The organism is Streptomyces sp. CC0208 (assembly GCF_003443735.1).
GTDB lineage: Bacteria > Actinomycetota > Actinomycetes > Streptomycetales > Streptomycetaceae > Streptomyces > Streptomyces sviceus.
Map to the genome: position 1 here is coordinate 8,304,714 of NZ_CP031969.1, position 22,709 is coordinate 8,327,422.

At 70.0% G+C, this 22,709-nt stretch carries 16 protein-coding genes and 2 pseudogenes; 12 read left to right on the forward strand and 6 right to left on the reverse strand.

Features of this window, described 5'->3' with window-relative positions; translation table 11 throughout:
• Positions 1-3: 3 nt before the first annotated feature.
• The gene (locus tag D1369_RS38115) at positions 4-459 is read right to left on the reverse strand and encodes an STAS domain-containing protein (protein ID WP_082319351.1); all 456 of its coding nucleotides are present in this window, start codon (positions 457-459) and stop codon (positions 4-6) included.
• A 282-nt stretch (positions 460-741) separates the two neighbouring features.
• Here D1369_RS38115 and D1369_RS38120 point away from each other — a divergent pair, with 282 nt between their 5' ends.
• The 3 genes and pseudogenes from D1369_RS38120 (at position 742) to D1369_RS38130 (ending at position 3,199) form a co-directional block, all read left to right on the forward strand.
• Positions 742-1,812: a zinc-dependent alcohol dehydrogenase family protein gene (locus D1369_RS38120; RefSeq protein ID WP_007379898.1), complete on the forward strand. Its 1,071-nt coding sequence runs from the start codon at positions 742-744 to the stop codon at positions 1,810-1,812.
• An 18-nt stretch (positions 1,813-1,830) separates the two neighbouring features.
• Positions 1,831-2,511, forward strand: a complete 681-nt coding sequence (locus D1369_RS38125; protein ID WP_037898911.1) for a pyridoxamine 5'-phosphate oxidase family protein — start codon at positions 1,831-1,833, stop codon at positions 2,509-2,511.
• Between the two features lie 151 nt (positions 2,512-2,662).
• Positions 2,663-3,199, forward strand: a pseudogene (locus D1369_RS38130) (universal stress protein).
• Positions 3,200-3,241: 42 nt separating this feature from the next.
• Here D1369_RS38130 and D1369_RS38135 read toward each other — a convergent pair.
• A complete protein-coding gene (locus D1369_RS38135; protein WP_007379896.1) occupies positions 3,242-3,709 on the reverse strand; it encodes a pyridoxamine 5'-phosphate oxidase family protein in 468 nt (155 codons plus the stop codon).
• Positions 3,710-3,874: 165 nt separating this feature from the next.
• Entirely contained in the window at positions 3,875-6,562 is a 2,688-nt protein-coding gene (gene ppdK, locus D1369_RS38140) for a pyruvate, phosphate dikinase (RefSeq protein ID WP_007379895.1), read from the reverse strand.
• Positions 6,563-6,861: 299 nt separating this feature from the next.
• Between ppdK and D1369_RS38145 the strand changes: the two genes are divergently transcribed.
• Positions 6,862-8,592, forward strand: coding sequence for a GAF domain-containing sensor histidine kinase (locus D1369_RS38145; protein ID WP_007379894.1), 1,731 nt, complete (start codon positions 6,862-6,864; stop codon positions 8,590-8,592).
• A gap of 433 nt (positions 8,593-9,025) precedes the next feature.
• The gene (locus tag D1369_RS38155; protein ID WP_158680110.1) at positions 9,026-9,403 is read left to right on the forward strand and encodes a hypothetical protein; all 378 of its coding nucleotides are present in this window, start codon (positions 9,026-9,028) and stop codon (positions 9,401-9,403) included.
• A 158-nt stretch (positions 9,404-9,561) separates the two neighbouring features.
• Here D1369_RS38155 and D1369_RS38160 read toward each other — a convergent pair whose 3' ends face one another.
• Both D1369_RS38160 and D1369_RS38170 read right to left on the reverse strand, forming a co-directional pair.
• On the reverse strand, positions 9,562-10,227 hold the full coding sequence (locus D1369_RS38160) for a DUF4389 domain-containing protein (RefSeq protein WP_037898905.1): 666 nt from the start codon (positions 10,225-10,227) through the stop codon (positions 9,562-9,564).
• Between the two features lie 946 nt (positions 10,228-11,173).
• Positions 11,174-12,187, reverse strand: coding sequence for an NADP-dependent oxidoreductase (locus tag D1369_RS38170; protein ID WP_007379891.1), 1,014 nt, complete (start codon positions 12,185-12,187; stop codon positions 11,174-11,176).
• Positions 12,188-12,416: 229 nt separating this feature from the next.
• Between D1369_RS38170 and D1369_RS38175 the strand changes: the two are divergent.
• The 4 genes and pseudogenes from D1369_RS38175 (at position 12,417) to D1369_RS38200 (ending at position 16,679) form a co-directional block, all read left to right on the forward strand.
• A pseudogene (locus tag D1369_RS38175) lies at positions 12,417-13,273 on the forward strand (SDR family NAD(P)-dependent oxidoreductase).
• 447 nt (positions 13,274-13,720) lie between these two features.
• Entirely contained in the window at positions 13,721-14,311 is a 591-nt protein-coding gene (locus D1369_RS38190) for a TetR/AcrR family transcriptional regulator (RefSeq protein WP_007379887.1), read from the forward strand.
• A 433-nt stretch (positions 14,312-14,744) separates the two neighbouring features.
• A complete protein-coding gene (locus D1369_RS38195) occupies positions 14,745-15,581 on the forward strand; it encodes an alpha/beta hydrolase (RefSeq protein ID WP_205574501.1) in 837 nt (278 codons plus the stop codon).
• Positions 15,582-16,205: 624 nt separating this feature from the next.
• Entirely contained in the window at positions 16,206-16,679 is a 474-nt protein-coding gene (locus D1369_RS38200; protein ID WP_007379884.1) for a helix-turn-helix domain-containing protein, read from the forward strand.
• Between the two features lie 320 nt (positions 16,680-16,999).
• On the opposite strand, the gene D1369_RS38205 is transcribed toward D1369_RS38200, so the two are convergent.
• Positions 17,000-17,698: an SDR family oxidoreductase gene (locus D1369_RS38205; RefSeq protein ID WP_118082915.1), complete on the reverse strand. Its 699-nt coding sequence runs from the start codon at positions 17,696-17,698 to the stop codon at positions 17,000-17,002.
• A 231-nt stretch (positions 17,699-17,929) separates the two neighbouring features.
• Here D1369_RS38205 and lpdA point away from each other — a divergent pair, with 231 nt between their 5' ends.
• The 3 genes from lpdA to D1369_RS38220 all read left to right on the forward strand — a co-directional run bounded on the left by lpdA (position 17,930) and on the right by D1369_RS38220 (position 22,682).
• The gene (gene lpdA, locus D1369_RS38210; protein ID WP_007379882.1) at positions 17,930-19,342 is read left to right on the forward strand and encodes a dihydrolipoyl dehydrogenase; all 1,413 of its coding nucleotides are present in this window, start codon (positions 17,930-17,932) and stop codon (positions 19,340-19,342) included.
• 145 nt (positions 19,343-19,487) lie between these two features.
• The gene (locus D1369_RS38215; RefSeq protein WP_007379881.1) at positions 19,488-20,372 is read left to right on the forward strand and encodes an oxygenase MpaB family protein; all 885 of its coding nucleotides are present in this window, start codon (positions 19,488-19,490) and stop codon (positions 20,370-20,372) included.
• 60 nt (positions 20,373-20,432) lie between these two features.
• Positions 20,433-22,682 (forward strand): serine/threonine-protein kinase, encoded by a 2,250-nt coding sequence (locus D1369_RS38220; protein WP_007379880.1) that lies wholly within the window; start codon positions 20,433-20,435, stop codon positions 22,680-22,682.
• The last annotated feature ends 27 nt before the right edge of the window (positions 22,683-22,709 follow it).

The window sequence follows — 22,709 nt, forward strand, 5'->3', positions numbered from 1 at the left end:
TCGTCACTCCCTCGAAGGTGGCAGTCCTGGGCGGACGGTCACATGGGCCGAGAAGACGGCATCGCGGGGCCGCTCGGGACCGGTTCCCGGCCGGGAGCAGGGCCGTTCGGCCCCGGGAGGCGCCAGGTGGGTGCCCACCTCGAACACCCCGCCAAGGCCGGCAGCGCGGAGAACCCGCAGGAAACCGCCGTCCTCGGTGACGAGCCGGAGCCTGCCCTGCCGCGCCCGGACCCGGTTCCAGGTCCGGCACAGGACGCTCAGGCCGGAGCAGTCGATGAAGGAAACGGGGCGCAGGTCGAGCACCAGGTCCGGGTGCGGGCCCGAGGACAGGGCGTCGAGGCCGGATGCCAGCGGTATCGCCGTCACGAGATCGATCTCGCCGTACAGCGTCACGACGGTCGTTCCGTCGCTCGTACGGACCGAGATGGGCGGTGCGGGCCTCGTGCGCTTTTCGGACATGGTGAGATCCAAGTGCGCCGGTGGACGGGACGGAAGGGCCGATCGGCCCTGCGGGCTGGGCCTGGTGGACCCACGCGGTGTCTCGTGGCTGCCCTGTGCAGCGGTCGGGCCCCGTCCGGCCCCGGAAGTGGCCCGACCGGCCCAAGCGACACTCCTGGACACGGGCCAGGCTGGACTTGCGGGGCACATCCGGCGCGGGGACGGCGCCAGGCTCGTACTGGCAGTCGACGCCTCGCGGCCGGACCCGGGCTCCGTAACCGAGCGAGTGGAGTGAGGAGCGCCATGAAAGGCTACGTGTTCCACGGCGCGGGACAGTCGGCCTGGGAAGAGGTCCCGGACCCGGCCATCAAGGAGCCCACCGACGCGATCGTGCGCGTCCGCGCCGTCACCATCTGCGGCACGGACCTGCACATCCTCAAGGGCGACGTCCCCGAGGTGCCTCCCGGCACCGTGCTGGGGCACGAGGCGGTCGGCGAGATCGTCGAGACCGGCAGCGACGTCCGGACCGTGCGGCCGGGGGACCAGGTCCTGGTCTCCTGCATCAGCGCGTGCGGACGGTGCGCCCACTGCCGTCGGACGATGTACGGCCAGTGCCGGGGCGGCGGAGGCTGGATCCTGGGCCACCTGATCGACGGCACCCAGGCCGAGTACGTCCGCGTCCCTCACGCCGACCTGTCCGTGCACCCCCTGCCCGCCGCCATGGACAGCAAGGAGGCCGTCCTGCTGGCCGACATCTTCCCGACCTCCTACGAGGTGGGCGTGCTCAACGGACACGTGCGTCCCGGAGACACCGTGGCCGTCGTCGGCGCCGGTCCCATCGGACTGGCGGCGATCGCGACCGCCCGGCTGTTCACCCCCGAACGGATCGTCGCGGTGGACCTGGCCCCCTCCCGGCTGGAGGCCGCCAGGAAGCTTGGCGCCGACGCGGTGGCCGACGCCCGGGAGGCTCCGGAACAGCTGATCGCCGACCTCACCGACGGGCTCGGCGCGGACGTCGTCATCGAGGCCGTGGGCGTGCCGGAGAGCTTCGAACTGTGCACCCGCATGGTCCGGCCCGGCGGCCACGTCGCCAACGTCGGCGTGCACGGCAAGCCGGCCACCCTGCACCTCGAAGACCTGTGGATCAAGAACATCACGATCACCACCGGTCTCGTCGACACCTACTCCACCCCCACCCTGCTGCGCATGGCCGCCGCCGGACGGCTGCCCACCGCACAGCTGGTCACCCACACCTTCCCGCTCGACCACATGGAGGAGGCGTACGACGTCTTCGCCCGCGCCGGCGACACCGGCGCCCTCAAGGTCGTGCTCGGCGAGGAGCAGCACGATGCCGTCGCCGTGCGCGCGGTCTGAAGAAGGGATGTGAGGGCCATGCCCGAACGGACACGGACCGACGCCGCCACGACAGCGGAACGGCCGTCGGGCGACCTGGGGCGTCGGCTCGCTGCCCGGCGCCTACACCTTGGCCTGGCCCGACGGGAGACAGCCGTCCGGGCGGGCGTGGCGCCCAGCTACCTCAAGTACCTGGAGGAGCATCCCGGCGCGTCTCCGAACAGGGGCACGCTCCTGACTCTGGCCGCCGCCCTGGAGACCACGGTGTCGGAGCTCACCGGCGGAGCTGCTGATCTTCCGACGGGGCTCGGAGAAGCCGCTCGCAGCCCCGAGTTCACGGAGCTGAGCACGGACGAGTGCAGGTCCCTGCTCGGCACGCACGGCGTGGGGCGAATCGCGGTGTCGACGCCTTCGGCGCCGGTCGTCGTGCCGGTCAACTACAGCGTCGTCGACGGCGCGATCGTCTTCCGGACGGCCTCGGGTGCGACGCCTTCGCTGGCGTCCGGCCACCAGGTTGCCTTTGAGGTCGATCGCATCGACGACGCCTTCAGCAGTGGCTGGAGCGTGCTCGCGTGCGGGCCCGCGCATACCGTCACGGATCCTGACGAGACACGTCGGCTCGACGAACGGGCGTACACCGCTCCTTGGGCGGGCGGCCACCGTGACCTCTGGATGCGGATCGAGCCGCGCACGATCACCGGGCGCCGGATCACTGTCTGACCATCCTGCCGCCTCCACCGAACGGCCCTGTTCCAAAGGGCCGTGCGGCGTTTCGGCAGGTGCCTTCGACCCCTGCCCCGGACAGCGGCGGACGACGACCATCGCCAGTGGAAGCAGACCGACAGAGCGCGCGCAGAAGGGAAGCCGAGTCATGACTCTCCGCCATCACGTGGTAGCCGGAGTGGACGGTTCTCTGGCCTCCACCCGGGCACTGGACCTGGCCGCGGACGAGGCGGCCCACCGCGGGACCGCGCTGCGGGTGGTGTACGCCGTGCCCGACCGTGACGAAGCGGGACCGGTCCTGGCCTCGGCCGCGTCGCGGGACTGCTCGGCCTGGAGAGCGACACCGACGTGGCGGCCGCCCTGTACGCCTTGCAGGAGGCCGAGCGGCGCGGTGCTCAGGTGCTTCATTCCTGGACGCACCGGCACACGACCCCCGAACTGCCCTCGCCGATACCGGCGACGAGCCCGGGACAGACGCGCCTGGCTCTGCACGGCCGGGCGGAGGAGGCGGTCCCCCGCTTCGCCATGGCAGCGATCTGCGAACAACACCCCGACGTGGAGGTCGAAAGCCTCACTGTCCACGCCGCCCCGGCACACGCATTGGTCGAGGCCACTCATGGGGGCGGTCACCCACGCTCTCCTGCACCGCTCGCACTGCCCTGTGCTCGTCGTCCCCACCCGGTGAACGCCCCTTGCCCCCCGGTTCCACGGGCCGCCCGGGCGTGGTTCAGACCTCGCCCGGGCGGCCGTCCGCGGTGAGCAGGACGCCGGTGACCAGGTCCGGATGGATGCGAATCGCCTGGTCCATGGCCCCTTCCGTCCACGGGCGCATCATCCCCTGATACCGGGCCAGCTCAGCGGGGTCGGTCACCAGGCGGGCGTATCCCGTCACCACCACGCTCCAGCCCAGATGTGTGTCCGGGGCGATGTCGTCGGCCTCGTAGGCGACGACGACTCCGGGGCCGTCGGTCTGCCGGGCGTGCGAGGTCAGGGCCGCGGCCTCGTGGGTGCGGATGACGATGTCACCGCCGTCCAGGACGTGGTTGACCGGGCGGACGGTCGGCAGGGCGTGCTGGGTGAAGACGATCCGCCCCAGAGAAACGCTGCCCAGCAGGCGAAGCGCCTCGACACTGTCGAGTTCGACGCGGCGGCGTGGTTCCACCGTGGTCGGCCGGTGATTGTTGTCCTGGTCCATGACGGGCTTCCGTTGGCGTGCGTTCGAGGGTGTGCTGCTCACTGCTGGGTCGGGATAGGGCCGGAGCGACACCGCGGGGGATCGGCGCCGCTCCTTGAGTTCACTGTCCCCCGAACCGCGACCCCTTCGTAGGGCCGATGGGCCCTGGTGTCGGCCCAGGCGGCCTCATCGGCTGTCACTTGCCTCGCTCGCGGGCAGAGCGGCCCGACCTGCTTCCAGCCGGGCCACCGGGACCCGGAACGGCGAGCAGGAGACGTAGTCCAGGCCTGTGGCGTGGAAGAAGTGGACGGACTCGGGGTCGCCGCCGTGCTCGCCGCAGACGCCGATCTTCAGGTCGGGGCGCGTGGCCCGGCCTTCGTCGACGGCGATCCGGACCAGGCGGCCCACGCCGTCACGGTCGATGGTCTCGAAGGGCGAGGCCGGGAAGACGCCCTTGTCGAGGTAGGCGGAGAAGAAGGCCGCCTCGACGTCGTCGCGGGAGAAGCCCCAGGTGGTCTGGGTCAGGTCGTTCGTACCGAAGGAGAAGAACTCCGCCTCCTCGGCGATCCGGCCGGCGGTGAGCGCGGCGCGGGGCAGTTCGATCATCGTGCCGACCGGGCACCGCACGGGGACGCCGGACTCCTCGGACACCTCTGCGAGCACCCGCTCGACTTCCGCGCGCTCGATGCGCAGTTCCTCCACAGCGCCGACGAGCGGCACCATGATCTCGGCGCGTGGTGCGCCACCGGCCCGCGTACGGGTCACGACGGCCTCGGCGACGGCTCGTACCTGCATGGCGACCAGACCCGGAACCACCAGTCCCAGGCGCACGCCCCGCAGGCCCAGCATCGGGTTCTCCTCGTGCATGCGGTTCACCGCGTCGAGCAACTCCACCTCGTGCGTCTCCGGTTGCCGGCCGCGGGCCTCCGCGGTGGCGATGCGTACGGTGAGGGCGGTGCGGTCGGGCAGGAACTCGTGCAGCGGCGGGTCCAGCAGCCGGACGGTGACGGGCAGGCCGTCCATCGCCTCCAGGATGCCGACGAAGTCCTGTCGCTGCAGCGGCAGAAGAGCCGCCAGCGCCTGCTCGCGCTCGGCGTCGTCCCGGGCCAGGATCATGTCCTCGACCAGCTTGCGGCGCTCGCCGAGGAACATGTGCTCGGTGCGGCACAGCCCGATGCCCTGCGCTCCGAACCGGCGGGCGCGCCGCGCGTCCTCGGGGGTGTCGGCATTGGCCCGCACCTCCAACCGCCGTACGGAGTCGGCCCGTTCGAGGGCGCCTGCCACCGCCGCCACGACGCCGTCGGACTGCTCGCCGGTCTCCAGGTACCGCATCGCCTCGGAGGCGACCAGCGGAACCGCGCCCGCGTACACCGTTCCGGCGGAGCCGTCCACGGAGATGACCGTGCCTTCCTCGACGACGACTCCGGCGCGGGTGGTGCAGCGCCGGGCCGCGGTGTCCACGGTGAGTTCCTCGGCCCCGCACACACAGACCTTGCCCATACCGCGGGCCACGACGGCCGCGTGGCTCGTCTTTCCGCCCCGGCTGGTCAGCACGGCTTCGGCGGCGACCATGCCGGGGAGGTCGTCGGGGGTGGTCTCCTGGCGGACGAGCACCACTTTCTCGCCGGTGGCGGCCCGCCGTACGGCCTCGGCGGAGTCGAACACCGCCGCGCCGACCGCCGCACCCGGGGAGGCAGGGAGGCCGTGGGCGAGTGCCTCGCCGGTGGCGTCGGTGTCGAAGCGGGGGAACATCAGCCGGGCCAGGGCGTCCCCGCTCACCCGGGCCAGCGCCTCCTGCGGAGTGATCTGGCCTTCCTCCACCAGTTCGGCGGCTATGGCGAACGCGGCTTCGGCGGTGCGCTTGCCGACCCGGGTCTGCAGCATCCACAGCGTGCCGCGTTCGATGGTGAACTCGATGTCGCACAGGTCGCGGTAGTGCCGTTCCAGGCGCTCCATGTGGTCGCGCAGCCGCCGGTGGGAGTCCGGGTCCAGCCGCTCCAGGTCCGTCAGCGGCACGGTGTTGCGGATACCGGCGACGACGTCCTCGCCCTGGGCGTTGGCCAGGTAGTCGCCGTACAGGCCGGGCCGCCCGGTGGCCGGGTCGCGGGTGAAGGCGACGCCGCTGCCGGAGTCGGCGCCGAGGTTGCCGTACACCATGCGCTGCACGGTGACCGCCGTTCCCAGGTCGTCGGGGATGTGCTCTCGCCGACGGTAGAGGCGGGCGCGCTCGCCGTTCCAGGACCGGAACACCGCGAGGATCGCGAGCCGCAGTTGTTCGGCGGGTGACTGGGGGAACACATGGCCCGTCTCGTCGAGGATCAGCCGCTTGTACGTCTCCACCAGGCCGGCCAGGTCGTAGGCGTCCAGATGCAGGTCGTCGGGGGCCTCGCGAGCCTCCTTGAGCAGGGCCATGGCCTCGTCGAACGCGGCTGCGTCGACGCCCATGACCGTACTGCCGAACATTTGAACGAGCCTGCGGTAGGAGTCCCAGGCGAAGCGATCACTGCCGGACGTCTTGGCGAGGCCCAGGACGGAATCGTCGTTCAGGCCGATGTCCAGGACGGTCTCCATCATGCCGGGCATGGAGAACCGCGCCCCGGACCGGACCGACACCAGCAGCGGATCACCCCGCTGGCCCAGGCGGCGCCCCGCGGAGTCCTCCAGCGCGGTCAGGTGCCGGGAGATTTCGGCCGACATGCCCTCCGGCTCGGCACCGGTCGCGAGGAAGGCCCGGCAGGCGTCGGTGGTCACGGTGAAGCCCGGCGGGACCGGCAGTCCCAGGCGGGTCATCTCGGCCAGGTTGGCGCCCTTGCCGCCCAGCAGTTCCGCCATGTCCCTGCGGCCCTCACGGAAGTCGTACACGTAATGGACCATGACGCTGCACTCCTCGGGTCGACGGGCTCGGTTCGCACTTCGGTCACGACACAGCCCCAGCGTCGAACGGCGCCGGCGTGCCCGGCAGGTGCTGTCCGTCCCCTTCACAGGGCCGAACGGCCCAGTGCGTCGGTGGGGTGAAGGCAGGCGCCCGTCAAGCGTCAGTTCACGGGGGAGGCGGCCACCGGGCCTGCTGCCGCCGGGGCCGAACCCATATCGTCCCCCCTCGTCGGCCGGTAGCGTGACCCCTAACTGAAGCGGCTGGTGTCAGCCTGCCCGAGAGATCGGAGGAGGCGCTGGTGGCAAGCCCCGAAGAGCCTCAGGCGGCCCGCATACGACTGCCGCATCTGCAGCTGGACGAACTGCTTGAGGAACTGCAGGCGCGGCTGGACGCCGCCCGTGGCACCCGGGACCGGGTGCACAGCCTGTTGGAAGCGGTGCTTTCGGTCGGCCGGGAGCTGGATCTGGAACAGGCGCTGTACAGCATCGTCGAAGCCGCGGCGGCGCTGGTCGACGCCGAGTACGCGGCGCTCGGCGTGATCGATCCGGACGGCCGGCGACTGTCCGCCTTCCACACGATCGGGGTCACCGAGGAACAGATCACCCGGATCGGCTCCTTCCCTGAGGGCCACGGCATCCTCGGCGAGCTGATCAGCCATCCCGAGCCGCTGCGGCTGACGAAGATCTCCGAGCACCCGGCCTCGTACGGCTTCCCGCCCAACCACCCGCCGATGAACACCTTCCTCGGCGTCCCCATCCGGGTGCGCGACCAGATCTTCGGCAACCTGTACCTCACCGAGAAACGCGGAGGGGCGCAGTTCGACCAGGAGGACGAATCGGTCCTGTCGACCCTGGCCGTCGCCGCGGGCGTCGCCATCGACAACGCCCGCCTCTACGAGCAGTCCCGGCTGCGGGAACGCTGGCTGCGGGCGAACGCCGAGATCACGCACAGCCTGATGTCCGGCGGAGGGCGCACCGAGGTGCTCGGCCAGATCGCCGAGCGGGCCGCCGAGATCACTGGATCGGCACTGTCCGCGGTCGCGCTGCCCATGGAGGACACCGGATCACTCGCCGTGGAGATCGCCGTCGGGATGGACGCCAAGGCGCACCAGGGGCTCGTGCTGCCCCTGGACAGGACCTTGATGGGGCTGGCCTTCTCGAGCGCCGCCCCGGCGGTCAGCGCGGACGTCTCCCACGACAATCGGATCTCTCCGGAGCCCCCTCGCTTCCAGGGCCTCGGCCCCGCCGTGGCCGTGCCCATCGGCACGAGCGAAGAAGGAGTCCGAGGCGTGCTCCTGCTGGCGCGCAGTTCCGGCAGACCGGAGTTCTCCCCGACAGAGACCGAAACCCTGCAGGCCTTCGCCGCACAGGCCGCCGTCGCGATGGAACTCGCGGAACGACGTCAGGACGCGGAGGAGGTCGCGGTACTCAAGGACCGCGACCGGATCGCCCGGGACCTGCACGACCTTGCCATCCAGAGGCTGTTCGCCACAGGCATGACCCTGCAGAGCGCGGGCCGCTTCATCGAACACCCCGAGGCATCCGAGCGCGTGGTGCGAGCGGTGGACGACCTCGACGAGACCATCAAGATCATCAGATCGACGATCTTCGGCCTGCGCTCACGTGAGGGCACCGACGGGACCGGACTGCGGGCGCGCGTGGTGCGGATCGCGGGCGAGGCGGCGCCAGTCCTGGGCTTCGCGCCCAGCGTGCGACTGGAGGGGCTGGTCGACACCGACGTACCGCGGGAGATCGCCGAGCACGTGGTGGCCGTGCTCTCCGAGGCACTGACCAACATCGCCCGGCACGCCCAAGCCGGGCGCGCCGACGTCGTCCTCACGGCCGACTCCCGCCAGGTCCGCCTCACGGTCACGGACAACGGCACCGGTATCTCTCCCGACGGGCGCCGCAGTGGGCTGCTCAATATGGCGGAACGTGCCGAACAGCTGGGCGGGAAGATGGAGTTGAGCAGTCCAGCCGACGGCGGTACCAGGTTGGTGTGGTGGGTGCCGAAGCCGAACGTGTCGTAGCTCTGCATGGCGGGGGCGCAGACGAAGAGGCGTCCGTGACCAAGACCCGTCCTTTTCCCGGCAGATGCGCCTGTGACAGATAGGCCGCGGCCCGCCGCAGGACCTCGTTCTCCTGCTCCAGCAGCTTGATCCGGCGACGCGCTTCCCGAAGCTCGGCACTCTCCTGGCTGGTCGTTCCGGGCTTGGTTCCGTCGTCGATGTCCGCGCGATGCATCCATTTCCACAACGTCATCGGGTGGACTCCGAAGTCGGTGGCCCACCTGCTCGACCGTCACACCCGGGCCGCGGTTCCTCGCGACCCGCACGACGTCCTGGCGGAACTCTTCCGGATAAGGCTTGGGCACAGCGGCATCCTTTCCACCCGCCCTACAGGGCAAGCCAGTTCAGATGTCACCCGATCGTGCGGCAGACCCCGGCCCCGGCCGGTCCCGTCGTGCTGGTCGGCGACCACGCCCTGACGGCGCGGGCAGCGGAGTTCGCCTTCGCCGAGGTGTCCGTCCGTGGTGTGGACCTGGTGGTGTTGGCCACGACGAAGACGCGAAAGGCCTCCCGGCACCACGAGTTCACCCATGCTTCGTCGTCGCTGGGGGAGAAGTATCCGGACGTCAGCCTGCACTACGCCTGCGTCCGCTGCGGAATCCGCCGAGCACTCGTGAAAGCGAGCGCCGAATCCCAGCTTGCCGTGGTCGACGCGCAGGACCGTGATGGTCTTCGTGGTGGTCTTGCGGGAATGTTGGGGAACTCGGTCAGCCGGGCGACACTCCGCCGCTCGGACTGCCCCGTCACTGTGATCTGCGGCAGGGGACGGTGACCTCGGCGCGAAGTGGTTCGGCTCTGGCCGGTGCCACGAACTCGTGGGGGCGGACAGGTTCCGACGCCGAAGGGCGCGGTTTGGACGGTGTGGGCGCTGTACAGATAAGGGCGGCAACAGCCCGTGCACGATCGAGGATGCGGCCACCAGCGCGATGATCACGTCCGCTCTTCCGGAGCGGTCGTCTCCGAGCCGCCTTGGTCCAGGCGGAATGGTGGGTACTTGTCCGTCATGAGAGCGGAGTAGGCGGTGACGCGGAGGACCCAGCGGTTGAGGCCGATGATCAGGTCGAACAGATCCTTCGGATACTTCTCGGTGAAGGCCAGGATCACGGCCGCGATGACCGTCAGCAGGGCGATCAGGCCACCGGACCACCAGCCGAGGTGGGCGCCGCCGAGGAAGAAGCCGATGACCATGTAGTGCGGGATGGCCAGGAGCCACCACTTCACCAGCACCAGGCCGCGCGAGAGCTTCTCCGGGTAGGCGATGTCCAGCCGCGCCGGGTAGTCCGGTTCCTCGCCCAGGCTGAACGGGGGATACCGGTCGGTGCCCAGGGCATCGTATGAGTAGTACGAGACCCTCCAACTCCAGCGCAATACTCCTAGGTTGAAGTCGAACAGGGCACGGGGATAGCGCTCGGTGAACAGGATGGCGAAGAACGCGATCACGGTCACCACGGTGAAAGCGATCCAGAGGAAGAACAGCACCACGTAGTGCGGAATGGCGAGGATCCACTTCACGAGCCACAACCATCGGGACAGTGGCGACTCGATACGAGCGTTCACCTGGACCGGGCGGTCGTGGAATGCAATTGGAGTCGGCATGGTGATCAGCTCCCTCCCCCCGGCGTATGCGTCGCTGGGCGGCCTCATGACCAGCCTGGCTGCTTCCGCTCCGGCTCGCGAGGGCAGACGGGTCCGTTCCGGTGGCCTATCGACCGGTCCCTGGTGCACAAGCGGTACCCGGGGCTGTCATAGCCGAGCACGATAAAGCTGCCGTGACGCACGGTGCGGTGGACTGCTCGGCAGGAAGGGCCCCACCAGCTGATGTGGATCAACAACGTGCGCATGCCGGCCGCCGGCCGCCGGCCACCTGCCCTGTGGCGTCCATGGTCACCCGTACATTCCCGCTGGCCCGTATGAAGGAGGCCTGCGAAGCCTTCTCTCGAGCCGCGGACAGCGGTGCGCTCAAGGTCGTTCTTCGGCGGGGAGCAGCACGATGCCCTGACAGTCCGGGCGTCATAACAGGACGAAGTGGCGGCCCAAAGCCGTGCACGGCGGCGCCACCGCACCCTGCTGCCGACGACGAACTTGTGGAGGTCCATCTGCCGGGGCGGCACACAGTGAGCACGACGACGTTGTCCGGCTGCTCCGACGAGTGAACCGGAAACGGACGCGGAGGAGCCGTGCCACCTCACCGGATCGGCACCGCTCCGTCGTCAACCGGGTGAGACTGGGCTCAGCCATGCGGAGGCGGCGCGTCGCCTGCCTCGATACGGTCCTAACGCAGGGATCGCCGAACACGCCGACCCCCTGTCCGCACGTGGCGGTGCAGCTCCGCAGTCCGCTGAGCATGGTCCTGCTCGCGGCCCTCGACCTGACCCTGGCCGATCGGCGACCACGTCGTGGTCTCGCTCGTCATCGTGGCAAATACGGCCGTCGGCGTGGCGCAGGGGATTGGATCTGGTCAGGCGGTCGCAGCGCTGTCGGTACCGAGCGCGCTTGTCCGCCGTGACGATGCCGAGACCTGGCGGGTTTCCTGTGCTCGAGTTCAGTCGTTGTCGGGCGCCATCGAGACCACGACCTTGCCGGCCTTGGTGCGGCCCTGTTCGACGTACGCCAGAGCCTCGAGCGTCCGGTCGAACGGGAAGGTGCTGTCGACGACCGGGTGGAGCTTCCCGCTGTCGTAGAGGGCACCGAGCTTGCGCAGCTGGGAGCCGTCGGCCCGCATGAACAGGAACTCGTAGCGCACGCCCAGCGCCCTGGCCCTCTTGCGGATCTTACGACTGAGCACGCTCATGACCAGGCCCAGGAATGACGGGGCGCCGAGCTGTTTGGCGAACGCGGCGTCCGGCGGACCGACGACACTGATGGCCAGACCGCCGGGCTTCAGAACGGTCAGCGACTTCTCGAGGTTCGCTCCGCCCAGGGAATCCAGCACCACGTCGTAGCCGGACAGCACCTTCGAGAAGTCTTCCTTGGTGTAATCGACGACGACGTCGGCTCCGAGGCTCCTGACCAGCTTCTCCGCGTCGGCGCTCGCGGTCGTGGCGACCGTGGCGCCGAGGTGCCTGGCGAGCTGGATGACCGTCGAGCCGAGGCCACCGGCACCGGCGTGGATGAGTACCTTCTGCCCCGGCTGCACGTGAGCCCGGTCGACGAGGGCCTGCCAGGCGGCCAGGGCCACCAGCGGCACGGCGGCCGCTTCCTGGAAGGTGAGGGAGGCCGGCTTGGGAGCGACGTCGTCCATGTCGATCGCGATGAACTCCGCGAAGGCGCCGATCCGCAGGTCGCGCGGACGGGCGTAGACCTCGTCGCCGACTTCGAGGCCGTGTACGGCGGAGCCGACCCGCGTCACGACGCCGGCCACGTCGTGGCCGAGCACGAATGGACGCTTGTACTTCAGGAGCTGCTTGAACTCCCCGTTGCGGACCATTTTGTCCAGCGGATTGATACTGGCGGCGCTCACTCTGACCAGGACGTCACGGTCTCCGACCGCGGGCTCGGGTACGTCCGCGGCGTGCGCGCCGTCCTTGCCGTACTTCTCGACGACGAATGCCTTCATGCCCGGCCGCCTTTCTGTGGGGTTCCCCGACATTTGATGTGATTCTTCGGGCAAGTCACCCTGCGCGCCCGTTCGCGTGCGGTCGGAATGGGGTGTGCCGACCGTGACGTTACTCCCTGAGTATAGGAAAGTAAACTTAGACGGCTTGAGGTCATCGCTATGGATGTGTCCCAGGGCATGGAGCTGGTACCGGCGGTGATGGGGCTGCTGAAGGGGGGCGACCGTTGTCATGTCGGCCTGGAGGGGGTGGCGGCCCTGCTCGGCGTGCCGTCGAGGCGCTGGTCAGCTACTGCCGCACCGCAGCAGGCGGGCACTTGGACTGGGGCGAGCACCGCCAGGTGATGGCCGTCGACCGGCGACTTGTCTGATCGGAACCGCTCGCGACACCGCGCGGGTCACCGCGCCCGCCGGGGTGACCTACCTCGACCTCGACGTGACCAGCGACGAATCGGTCGACGCCGTGGTCAAGCTGGTGATCGACCGGTTCGGGAGTATCGACGTCCTGGTCAACAATGCCGGGGTCGGCGCCAACGGCGCCGCCGAGGAGTTCTCCGTCGCCCGGACGCAGGAGGTCTTCGACGTCAACGTCTACGGCGTCATGCGGATGGCCAGGCGGTTCTGCCGCACATGCGCGCTCAACGGCGCGGACGCGTCACCAACGTCTCCTCCCTCAGCGGGTTCGTCGCCAGCCCGTTCATGGCCATCTACACCTCCACGAAGCACGCGGTCGAGGGCTACTCCGGGTCGCTGGACCACGAGGTCCGCGAGCACGGCGTCAGGATCCTGCTCGTCGAACCCGGCCCGACCAACACCCCGTTCGGGGACCACAGCGTGCAGGGCGACACCCCCTTGCCGCTCTACGCGTCGGGACAGCGCGCCTTCGACGAGGTGCTGGCGAAGAACACCAGCGGCGGCGACGATCCCGCAGCCGTGGCCAAGGTCATCGTCGCGGCGGCCACCGACCGCAACCCGAAACTGCGGCGCACCGCCGGCGCGACGGCCGCCGGCATCAGTGTGTTCCACCGCGTCCTTCCGGCCCGGATCTTCGACCGCATAGTCCGCAGGTTCAACCGGATGCCGAACTGACACCCACCTGTGGCCTGCCCGAACCCGCCCGAAAACGCCGGGCGCGTCTTCGGCGAGGTGAGCGGAGGCGGCACCTTCTACGCCGACTTCGCCTCCAAGGGCGGCCTCGTCGCCCAGGTGGCACCCGGCCGCGCCGGACTCGTACAGATCGTGCGCTCTTCTCCCCCCCGGCAGCGCGACGATATCGAGGACCGCCCGTCTGGCACCCCATGACCCGCCCTCGGCACGCCTGAAGTCACTGAGCCTCCTCGGCGCGATGACCGGCACGCTGTAACTCTCCCGCGCCCTCACGGGCCGTCAACTCGCCGACCGGCTCCTCGAACAGGGCATCCGCAACGCCCTCGCCCGTCGCCTCTGCCGACTCTTTGGATTACGTTTGAAATACCATAGAGTGGCTGAGTCGGTGAAGGGCGACCGGTCCTTTCGGCCGGCGAAGGAGCGTGTGGCATGGTGCGCTACGGAAAAGAGCACAAGTCGGAGACCAGGCGCCGGATCATCGAGACGGCGGGCCGCCGGTTCAAGCAGGACGGTATCGACGGCTCCGGCGTCTCGACGCTCATGAAGGACGCGGGGCTGACCAATGGCGCCTTCTACGCTCACTTCGCCTCCAAGGACGACCTCGTCACCACGGCAATCGCCGACCAGTTGAAGGTGCAGGCCGAGAGCGTCGTCGCGCTGGCCGAGCCTGGCCGTGCCGGACTCGAGCAGATCGTGCGGGGCTACCTTTCGCCCCAGCACCGCGAAAGGCTTGGCGACGGCTGCCCCAACGCCGCTCTGCTCGACGAGATCGGGCGCTGCGCCGAGACGACCAGGCAGGCGTACACCGACGGTGTGCTGATCCTCGTCGAGGGCATCGCCGACCGCATGGCCCCCGAGGCCCCGTCCTCCGCGCGGGTGAAGGCGCTCAGCCTCCTCGGCATGATGGCCGGGACGCTACAGCTTTCCCGTGCCTTGACCGACAGCCGACTCGCCAACGAGCTCCTCGAGCAGGGGGTCCACAACGCCCTCGCTCTCCTGGACGCCTGGCAGCGCGACTGACGCACATCGCGTCATGGATGCCCGTGCAATCGACACGCCGGGCTCCCGTTAATATATTACGATCATAATTGCTAAGCGGGTGCTCGACAGCCCGCAGGTGGGGCTGTTGTCCTGCGCGTGTCATGCCTCGCGGTCGGCGGCCCGCGTGACGCGATGCTCTCGTCGCTCCGGCGCCCTGTCGACGCCATCCCTGTGCTCCTTGCCGGCGCGGGTCGCGTCGGTTGGCGCTGGGGGTGGGCGCCGAACCTCTTGCGGGCAGCATTGAAGTATGGTCATACTTCAATGGTCGGCGTGATGCTGAAGGGTTCAACCGGACAGGGTTCCGACCCCTGTGTACGCATTCAGCCGTCGTCCGAGTCCGGACCGCAGCCGCAGTCCGGAACCCACCCAGAAGGGCACGGCCGTGAACGACGCACAAGGAGTACAGGGCGACGTGGTGACGTCGTACAGGAAGGCGCCCACCCGCACGCTCACCGCCGGGGGAGTGACCTTTGCCTACCGCGACCTCGGCCCGAGGGCCGGCGTCCCGGTGGTCTTCATCACCCACCTCGCCGCGGTCCTGGACAACTGGGACCCCCGGGTCGTCGACGGCATCGCCGCCAGGCGTCGCGTCATCACCTTCGACAACAGGGGCGTCGGCGCATCAAGTGGCACGACGCCGAAGACCATCGAGGAGATGGCGAGGGACGCCGTCACCTTCGTCCGGGGACTCGGGCTCGAGCATGTCGACATTCACGGCTTCTCGATGGGCGGCATGATCGCCCAGGTGATCGCGCAGGACGAACCGCAACTCGTCCGCAGGCTGGTTCTCACGGGCACCGGCCCCGCGGGCGGTGAGGGCATCAAGAATGTGACCCGCCTGTCCCATCTCGACACCCTCCGGGCTCTGTTCACCCTCCAGGACCCGAAGCAGTTCCTCTTCTTCACCCGCACCGCGGCCGGGCGCCGGGCCGGGAAACAATTCCTGGCCCGGCTCAAGGAGCGCACCCACGACCGCGACAAGGCGATCTCCCTCACGTCCTACTTCGCCCAGCTCAAGGCCATCCACCGCTGGGGGCTGGCGCAGCCCCAGGACCTCTCCGTCATCCGTCAGCCCGTGTTCGTCGCCAACGGCGACAACGACAGGATGGTGCCGACGAAGAACTCGTTCGAACTGGCCCGGCGGCTGCCGAACGCTGACCTGGTCGTCTATCCCGACGCCGGCCACGGGGGCATCTTCCAGTTCCACGAGCAGTTCGTGGCGGAAGCCCTCGACTTCCTCGAGCGGTAGCCGGTGTGAGGGGCGGCCGGCGCATGTGGCCGGGGGTGACCAGCGTCGGACGCCCGGACGGGTCCTCGCGTCCGGGCTCGGCTCGATGTCGTTCGCTCGCCGCTCGCCGTTCGCGCACCGCTCGCCGGAGGGCGATGTCGAACCGCTGCCATCGATGGGGTGCGGTCGCGCCTCTCGGTCGATGAACGTGCGGGCGTTCTCGATTCCCTGCGCGAGGACCTCGTCGGTGAACTTGCGGTCGGCGAGAGCGGGGGACAGCTGCGGCGTCCCGGCCGTCATGGTGAAGCCCGACGGTTCTGCCGCGAGCGGGCTGCGAACTCGCGGGGTGCCAGGCGGGCAGCGCTCTCTTCCGCGATGGCCGCCGCGCCCTCGGTGTGCGCCTGCTTGGTGCCGTCCGTGCGGCGGCTGGCCCCGTCCAGCCGTTCGGCGGAGGAGTGGTCCGGTGCCGGAACCGCTCACGATCTCGGACGACAGGCGGCCGCGAACGAAGTTCTCAAGTCCCTCTCGGCCGGGCCGCAGCGTGCCGCACTGATCCTCCGGTGCGCGCTGAGTCTTTGAAAGTAAACTCAAACGGCTAGAATCGCTCTCATGAATGCGTGGACCGAAGTTCTCCCATCCACCGGCATGGATCCCCGGCTCGACCGGGACACATCGAACTGCTCGATCGCGCGGACCCTTCAGGTGGTGGGCGAGAAGTGGACGATCCTGATCTTGCGTGAGGTCTGGTACGGCTCGTCCCGTTTCAGCGAGTTCGAGCGGGTCCTCGGCTGCCCTCGTAACCTGCTCGCGGCACGGCTTCGGATGCTGGTGGAGGAAGGAATCCTGGCCACCGAGACCTACAAGGAGCCGGGTTCGCGGAGCCGGCCGAAGTATGTGATCACGTCCAAGGGCATGGACCTGCTGCCCGCCGTGATGGGGCTGCTGCAGTGGGGTGACCGCTACCGTGCCGACCCGGAGGGGCCGGCGGTCCTGGCACGGCATCGGGAGTGCGGTGCGCACGTCGACGTTCAGATCCGCTGCGAACAGGGCCATCCGGTGGAGGCGAAGGACATCGAGAGCGTCCCCGGCCCGGCCTTCCGGGTGAGGTCGCCCGAGTGAGCTGGTTGCGGGCCGGGGAGCGGTTCACGAAACGCAGAGCGCAGCGATCGGCTCCACGGACGCGTACGCGCCGGATCTCGGGGGGTAGAAGCACGTCGACGGCGTCCTGGGCGACAAGCGCCAGGGCGAGTGGGGTCGGCGGCGAGGGCCGTGGGGTCCGCGGGCTCCAGGCGGTCCTCGGCGCCGACGAGTTGCAGGGCGGGTCTGGGGGCCGCCGATGTCGACCGGTTGAGCGTGCGGGCCGGCGGACGACCGCACGGGGGAGGCGACGGCGAGCACCGGCACCGCCGTACTCGAGGCGGATCGCTGGGCGGCTGCTCTCAGGGGAGTTGCGGGTACAGCACGGAGACGCCTCCGGCCAGTGCGGCCTGCGCCTGGCGCGAGACGTCGTCCGCGACGATCTCGTACGCGCCGTCGGCGATGCCGTCGACGGCGATCCGGGCGATGTCGATGGGGTCGGACTTGGGCGCGTCGACGCCTCGGGCCATGTCGGTGTCCATGTAGCCGACGTGCAGGCCGGCCACACGGATGCCCTGGTCGGCGAGCTGGAGGCGCAGGGCGTTGGTGAGCGACCACTCGGCGGACTTGGCGGCACAGTAGGCGCCGAGATCCGGGAAGCTGACCCAGGACAGGCCGGACAGGACGTTCAGGATCGCCCCGCCGCCGTTGGCCGCGATCTGGGGTGCGAAGGCGCGGGTCGCCGAGAGGGTGCCGAAGTAGTGGGTGTCCATCTCCAGGCGTACCGCGTCCAGGTCGGCGGTCAGCAGGTCGGCGCCGGTGGACGACCCCGCGTTGTTGACCAGGATCGTGACATCCCCGGTGGCCTCGGCGGCCGCCGCGACGGAGGCGGGGTCGGTGATGTCGAGCGAGATCGGCTTGGCGCCGGGCAGGTCGACCTGGTCGGGGTTGCGGGCGCCGGCGTAGACGGTGGCGCCGCGGCCGAGGAGTTCGGCGGCGAGGGCCCGGCCGAATCCCCGGTTGGCTCCGGTGACAAGAACGGTGCTGGTGGAGAGGTCCATGGCGATTCCCTGGTGAAGTGAGCTATTGAAGTACGATCATAATCTAAAGAGGGAGGGGTGGTGATCGCAAGCCCTCTGCGTGGAGAGGGTGTGCCCGACGGCGAGGCGGGCATGGATCACGGCGCCGGGGGGCGGATCTCACCGTTGCCGAGTTGAAGACCAGGTTGTTGGATCGGGAGTGAGTCGGCCCCTCGCGGGGAGCCGGCCGCCCCAGTGGAAAGGGAACCGTCCATGGACGAGCAGGGTGAGCGCTTCGACGTCGTCGTACTCGGCGCGGGCCCCGGCGGATACGTGGCCGCCATCCGGGCCGCCCAGCTGGGCAAGCGTGTCGCGGTCGTCGAGCAGAAGTACTGGGGTGGCGTCTGTCTGAACGTGGGCTGTATCCCCACCAAGGCCCTGCTGCGCAATGCCGAGCTCGCGCATCTCTTCACGCGCGAGGCGAAGACCTTCGGCATCAAGGTGGACGGTGAGGTCTCCTTCGACTACGGGGAGGCCTTCCGTCGTAGCCGGAAGGTCGCGGACGGCCGGGTCAAGGGTGTCCACTATCTGATGAAGAAGAACAAGATCACGGAGATCAGCGGCCGCGGTACGTTCCTCGACCCGCACACGCTCCAGGTGGCCGACTACGACGGCAACACCCGCACCGTCGCCTTCGATCACTGCGTCATCGCCGCCGGGGCGAGCCCCAAGCTGCTGCCCGGCACCCGCCGTACGTCGCGCGTGGTGACGTTCGAGGAGCAGATCCTGGCCGAGGAGCTGCCGCAGTCCATCGTGATCGCGGGGGCCGGCGCGATCGGTGTCGAGTTCGCGTACGTGCTGCACAACTACGGCGTGAAGGTGACGATCGTCGAGTTCCTGGACCGGGTCGCCCCGCTGGAGGACGCTGAAGTCTCCGCCGAACTGGCCAAGCAGTACCGGAAGTTGGGCATCGACGTCCTGACATCGACCCGCGTCGAGTCGATCGACGAGTCCGGCCCGCAGGTCCGGGTCACGGTCACCGGCAAGGACGGCGCTCAGCAGACCCTGGAGGCGGACAAGGTCCTGCAGGCGATCGGCTTCGCCCCGAACGTCACCGGCTACGGGCTGGAGAACACCGGCGTGCGCGTCACCGAGCGCGGCGCGATCGACGTCGACGGCCGTTGCCGCACCTCCGTCCCGCACATCTACGCCATCGGCGACGTCACCGCGAAACTGATGCTCGCGCATGCCGCCGAGGCGATGGGCGTGGTCGCCGCCGAGACGATCGCGGACGCGGAGACCATGGAGCTGGACTATGTGATGATCCCGCGGTCCACGTTCTGCCAGCCGCAGATCGCCAGCTTCGGCTACACGGAGGCGCAGGCGCGGGAGAAGGGCTTCGACGTCCAGGTCGCCAAGTTCCCGTTCACCGCGAACGGCAAGGCGCACGGTCTGGGCGACGCGACCGGCTTCGTGAAGCTGATCAGCGACGGCAAGTACGGTGAGCTCCTCGGCGGCCACCTCATCGGCCCGGACGTCACCGAACTCCTCCCCGAGCTGACCCTGGCCCAGCAGTGGGACCTCACCGTCCATGAGGTGGCCCGCAACGTCCACGCCCACCCCACGCTCGGCGAGGCGGTCAAGGAAGCCGTGCACGGCCTTGCCGGCCACATGATCAACATGTAGCAGGACGCTCGACGCGGCGGGAACAGGACTCGTTGCTGCTCGGATCGTTTCCGTCCCGGCGCGGGCCGTGCATCCGTTTCGCGGGAATGATCCAGCAGCGTCATGGGAACGATCCGCAGTGACCTCGTGTTTGGGGATCGGTGTGATGCTCTGGAGACAGGTGGAGGCTGGAGGCACCGGCTTCGAGGCCGGCGATCCCGGGCTGTTCACCCCGGACTCGGTGACCTGGCAGGTGCACGGCGACCCGATGATGTGGGTCGCCGGCATCCGTGCCCTCTACCTCCAGGCCCTGCACCCGCGGGCGGTGCGCGGCGTCATGCAGAACTCGGACTTCCGGCGCGACGCCTGGGGCCGGCTGATGCGCACCGCGAACTTCGTCGGCACCACGACCTACGGCACCACCGAGGCCGCGGAGAAGGCCGGCGCCCGGGTCCGGAAGATCCACAGCATGCTCGGGGCGACCGACCCCGCCACCGGCGAACGCCACGGCGTCGACGAACCTGACCTCCTGCTGTGGGTGCACTGCGCCGAGATCGACTCCTACCTCCATGTCGCCCGCCGCTCCGGCTTCCCCCTCACCGACGAGCAGGCGGACCGCTACCTGTCCGAACACCGGGTCAGCGCCCGCCTGGTGGGCCTGGACCCCGAGGCCGTACCGGCGAACCAGGCGGAGATGGCCGCCTACTTCGAGAAGGTGCGCCCCGAACTCGCCGCTACGACCGAGGCCCGCGAGGTGGACGACTTCCTGCTCCGCCCGCCGACGCACCCTCTTCTCGTCCCGGCGCGTGAGGTGCTGTGGCGGCGCGTGGCGCAGCTGGCGTACGCCGCCCTGCCGCCGTACGCCCACGAGTTGTACGGCAGGAAAGCCCCCGAACCCACCACCGTCACCCGACAGTTGCGCGCCACCGGCACCCTGCTGCGCTGTGTTCCCGCACGTCTGCGCTGGCAACTCCCGCCCAAACACATCCTCCGCGCCATGGCACGGCTCGGCCCGGGCTCCCGTCCCGCCCCGTACAAACTCGGACGATAGGTCGCCATACTGGACAGGCCAGGGGAGGCGGGGCGAGTTCGACGGGGGCGGTCGCAGGAGATGGGGGACAGCAGGCTCATCCAGGGGCGGTACCGACTGCTCGACCTGATCGGGCGCGGGGGCATGGGCGAGGTGTGGCGGGCCCGCGACGAGTCGCTGGGCCGCCAGGTCGCCGTGAAGTGCCTCAAGCCGCTGGGCCGGCAGCACGACCAGACCTTCACCCGGGTCCTGCGGGAGCGGTTCCGGCGAGAGGCACGCGTGGCCGCCGCCCTCAGCCACCGCGGCATAACGGTCGTCCATGACTTCGGCGAGTCGGACGGCGTCCTCTACCTGGTCATGGAGCTCCTGGACGGCCGCAACCTCAGCCAGCTCCTGGAGGACAACAAACAGCACCCCCTGCCCGTGTCCGACGTCGTCGAGATCGCCGACCAGGTCGCCGCCGCCCTCGCCTACACCCACCAGCAGGGCATCGTGCACCGGGACCTGAAGCCCGCGAACATCGTCCGGCTGACCGACGGCACCGTGAAGATCTGCGACTTCGGCATCGCCCGTCTCGGCCACGACGTCGACTTCACCTCCCGGCTGACCGGCACCGGCATAGCCATGGGCACCCCGCACTACATGTCGCCGGAGCAGATAGGGGGTTCCGAGGTCGACCAGCGCAGCGACCTGTACTCCCTGGGGTGCGTGCTGTACGAGATCGCCACCGGGGCACCGCCGTTCGACCTGGAGGACGCATGGGCGATCCTCGTCGGCCACCGCGACACCCCGCCCCGGCCGCCGCGCAGCCACCGCGCCGAACTCCCCGAGTACCTCGACAAGGTCATCCTCGACCTGCTGGCCAAGCGGCCCGAGCAGCGCCCGCACGACGCACGGGAACTGGGCCGCCGGATCACTCTGGGCCGCACCACCCCGGCGTACGTGCCCACCGTGGTGACCCCGCGGCCCGACTTCCGGCCGCCGGTGTCGCCCGAACCCGCCCGGCCCCGTGAGAACCGGCTGCCGTCCTGGACCCGGGGCATCACCACCGGCCACAAGGCCACCGGCACCGGACTCGTCACCACACCCCCGGACGCCGGCGCCGGGCTGACCGGCGAGTGGATCGCCCGCCCCGCCACCGGCCGCACCGAGGAGCCCGTCCCCGACGAGCCGCCCGTGCCCTCGGCGCAGGCCCTGACGGCACTCGCCGGGCGGCACAACGCGGGGCTCAGCCTCGGGCGCCTGGGCCGCTGGGACGAGGCCGGCGAGGTGCACCGCGCGGTCGCCGCCGAACGCGAGCACCTGCTCGGCCCCGACCACCCCGACACCCTCGCCAGCCACTACGAGGTCGCCTTCACCCTCAGCCGCACCGGCCGCGCCGCGGACGCCCTGCGCGCGTACAAGCACGTGGCCGCGACCAGGACCCGCACCCTGGGTGCCGACCACCCCGACACCCTCGCCGCCCGCCAGGAAATGGCGTACGTCCTCGGCCAGTTGGGCCGCCACTTCGACGCCCACCAGGTCTACCACTCGGTGCTCGCCGCCCGCGAGCGCGAGATGGGCCCGGACCACCCCGACACCCTCCGCTGCCGCCACAACCTCGCCTTCAACCTCAGCAGGCTCGGCCGCCTGGAGGACTCCTACCGCATGGCCTGCGAGGTGGCCGCAGCGCGCGCCCGGGTGCTCGGCCCCCACCATCCCGACACACTCGTCACCCGCTACGAAGTCGCCTACGCGCTGGGCCAGTTGGGTCACTGGGCGGAAGCCCTGCAGACCTACCGCGAGGTCGCCGAGGCCCGCGCCCGGGCCCTCGGCCCCGATCACCCCGACACCCTCGCCGCCCGCTACGAGGTCGGCATCAGCCTCGGCCGCCTCGGCCGCAGCGCCGACGCGCTCCGGCTCTACCGCGACCTGATCGAGGACCGCACCCGTATCCACGGCCCCGCCCACCCCGAGACCCTGCGCGCGCGCCACGGCCTCGGCGTCAACCTCGGCCGTCTCGGCCACTGGGAAGAGGCCCTCGCCGAGTCCCGGGACGTGTGCGCGATCCGCGAGCGCGTCCTCGGCCCCGACCATCCGGACACCCTGGTCAGCCGCCGCGAGGTCGCCGTCGGTCTCGGCTGGCTCGGCCGCTGGACGGACGCCCTCACCGAGTACCGCACCGTGGCCGGGGCCCGTGAGCGCGTCCTCGGCGCCGACCACCCCGACACCCTCGCCAGCCGCAACGACGAGGCCCACTGCCTGGAACAGCTCGGCCGGGGCGCGGAGGCGGTCGAGCTGTACCGCAGAGTGGCGGTCCTGCGCCGGCAGCGGGCGCCCGGAGCACGGTGACCCCGGACCAGGGGCGTGGGCCGGGTG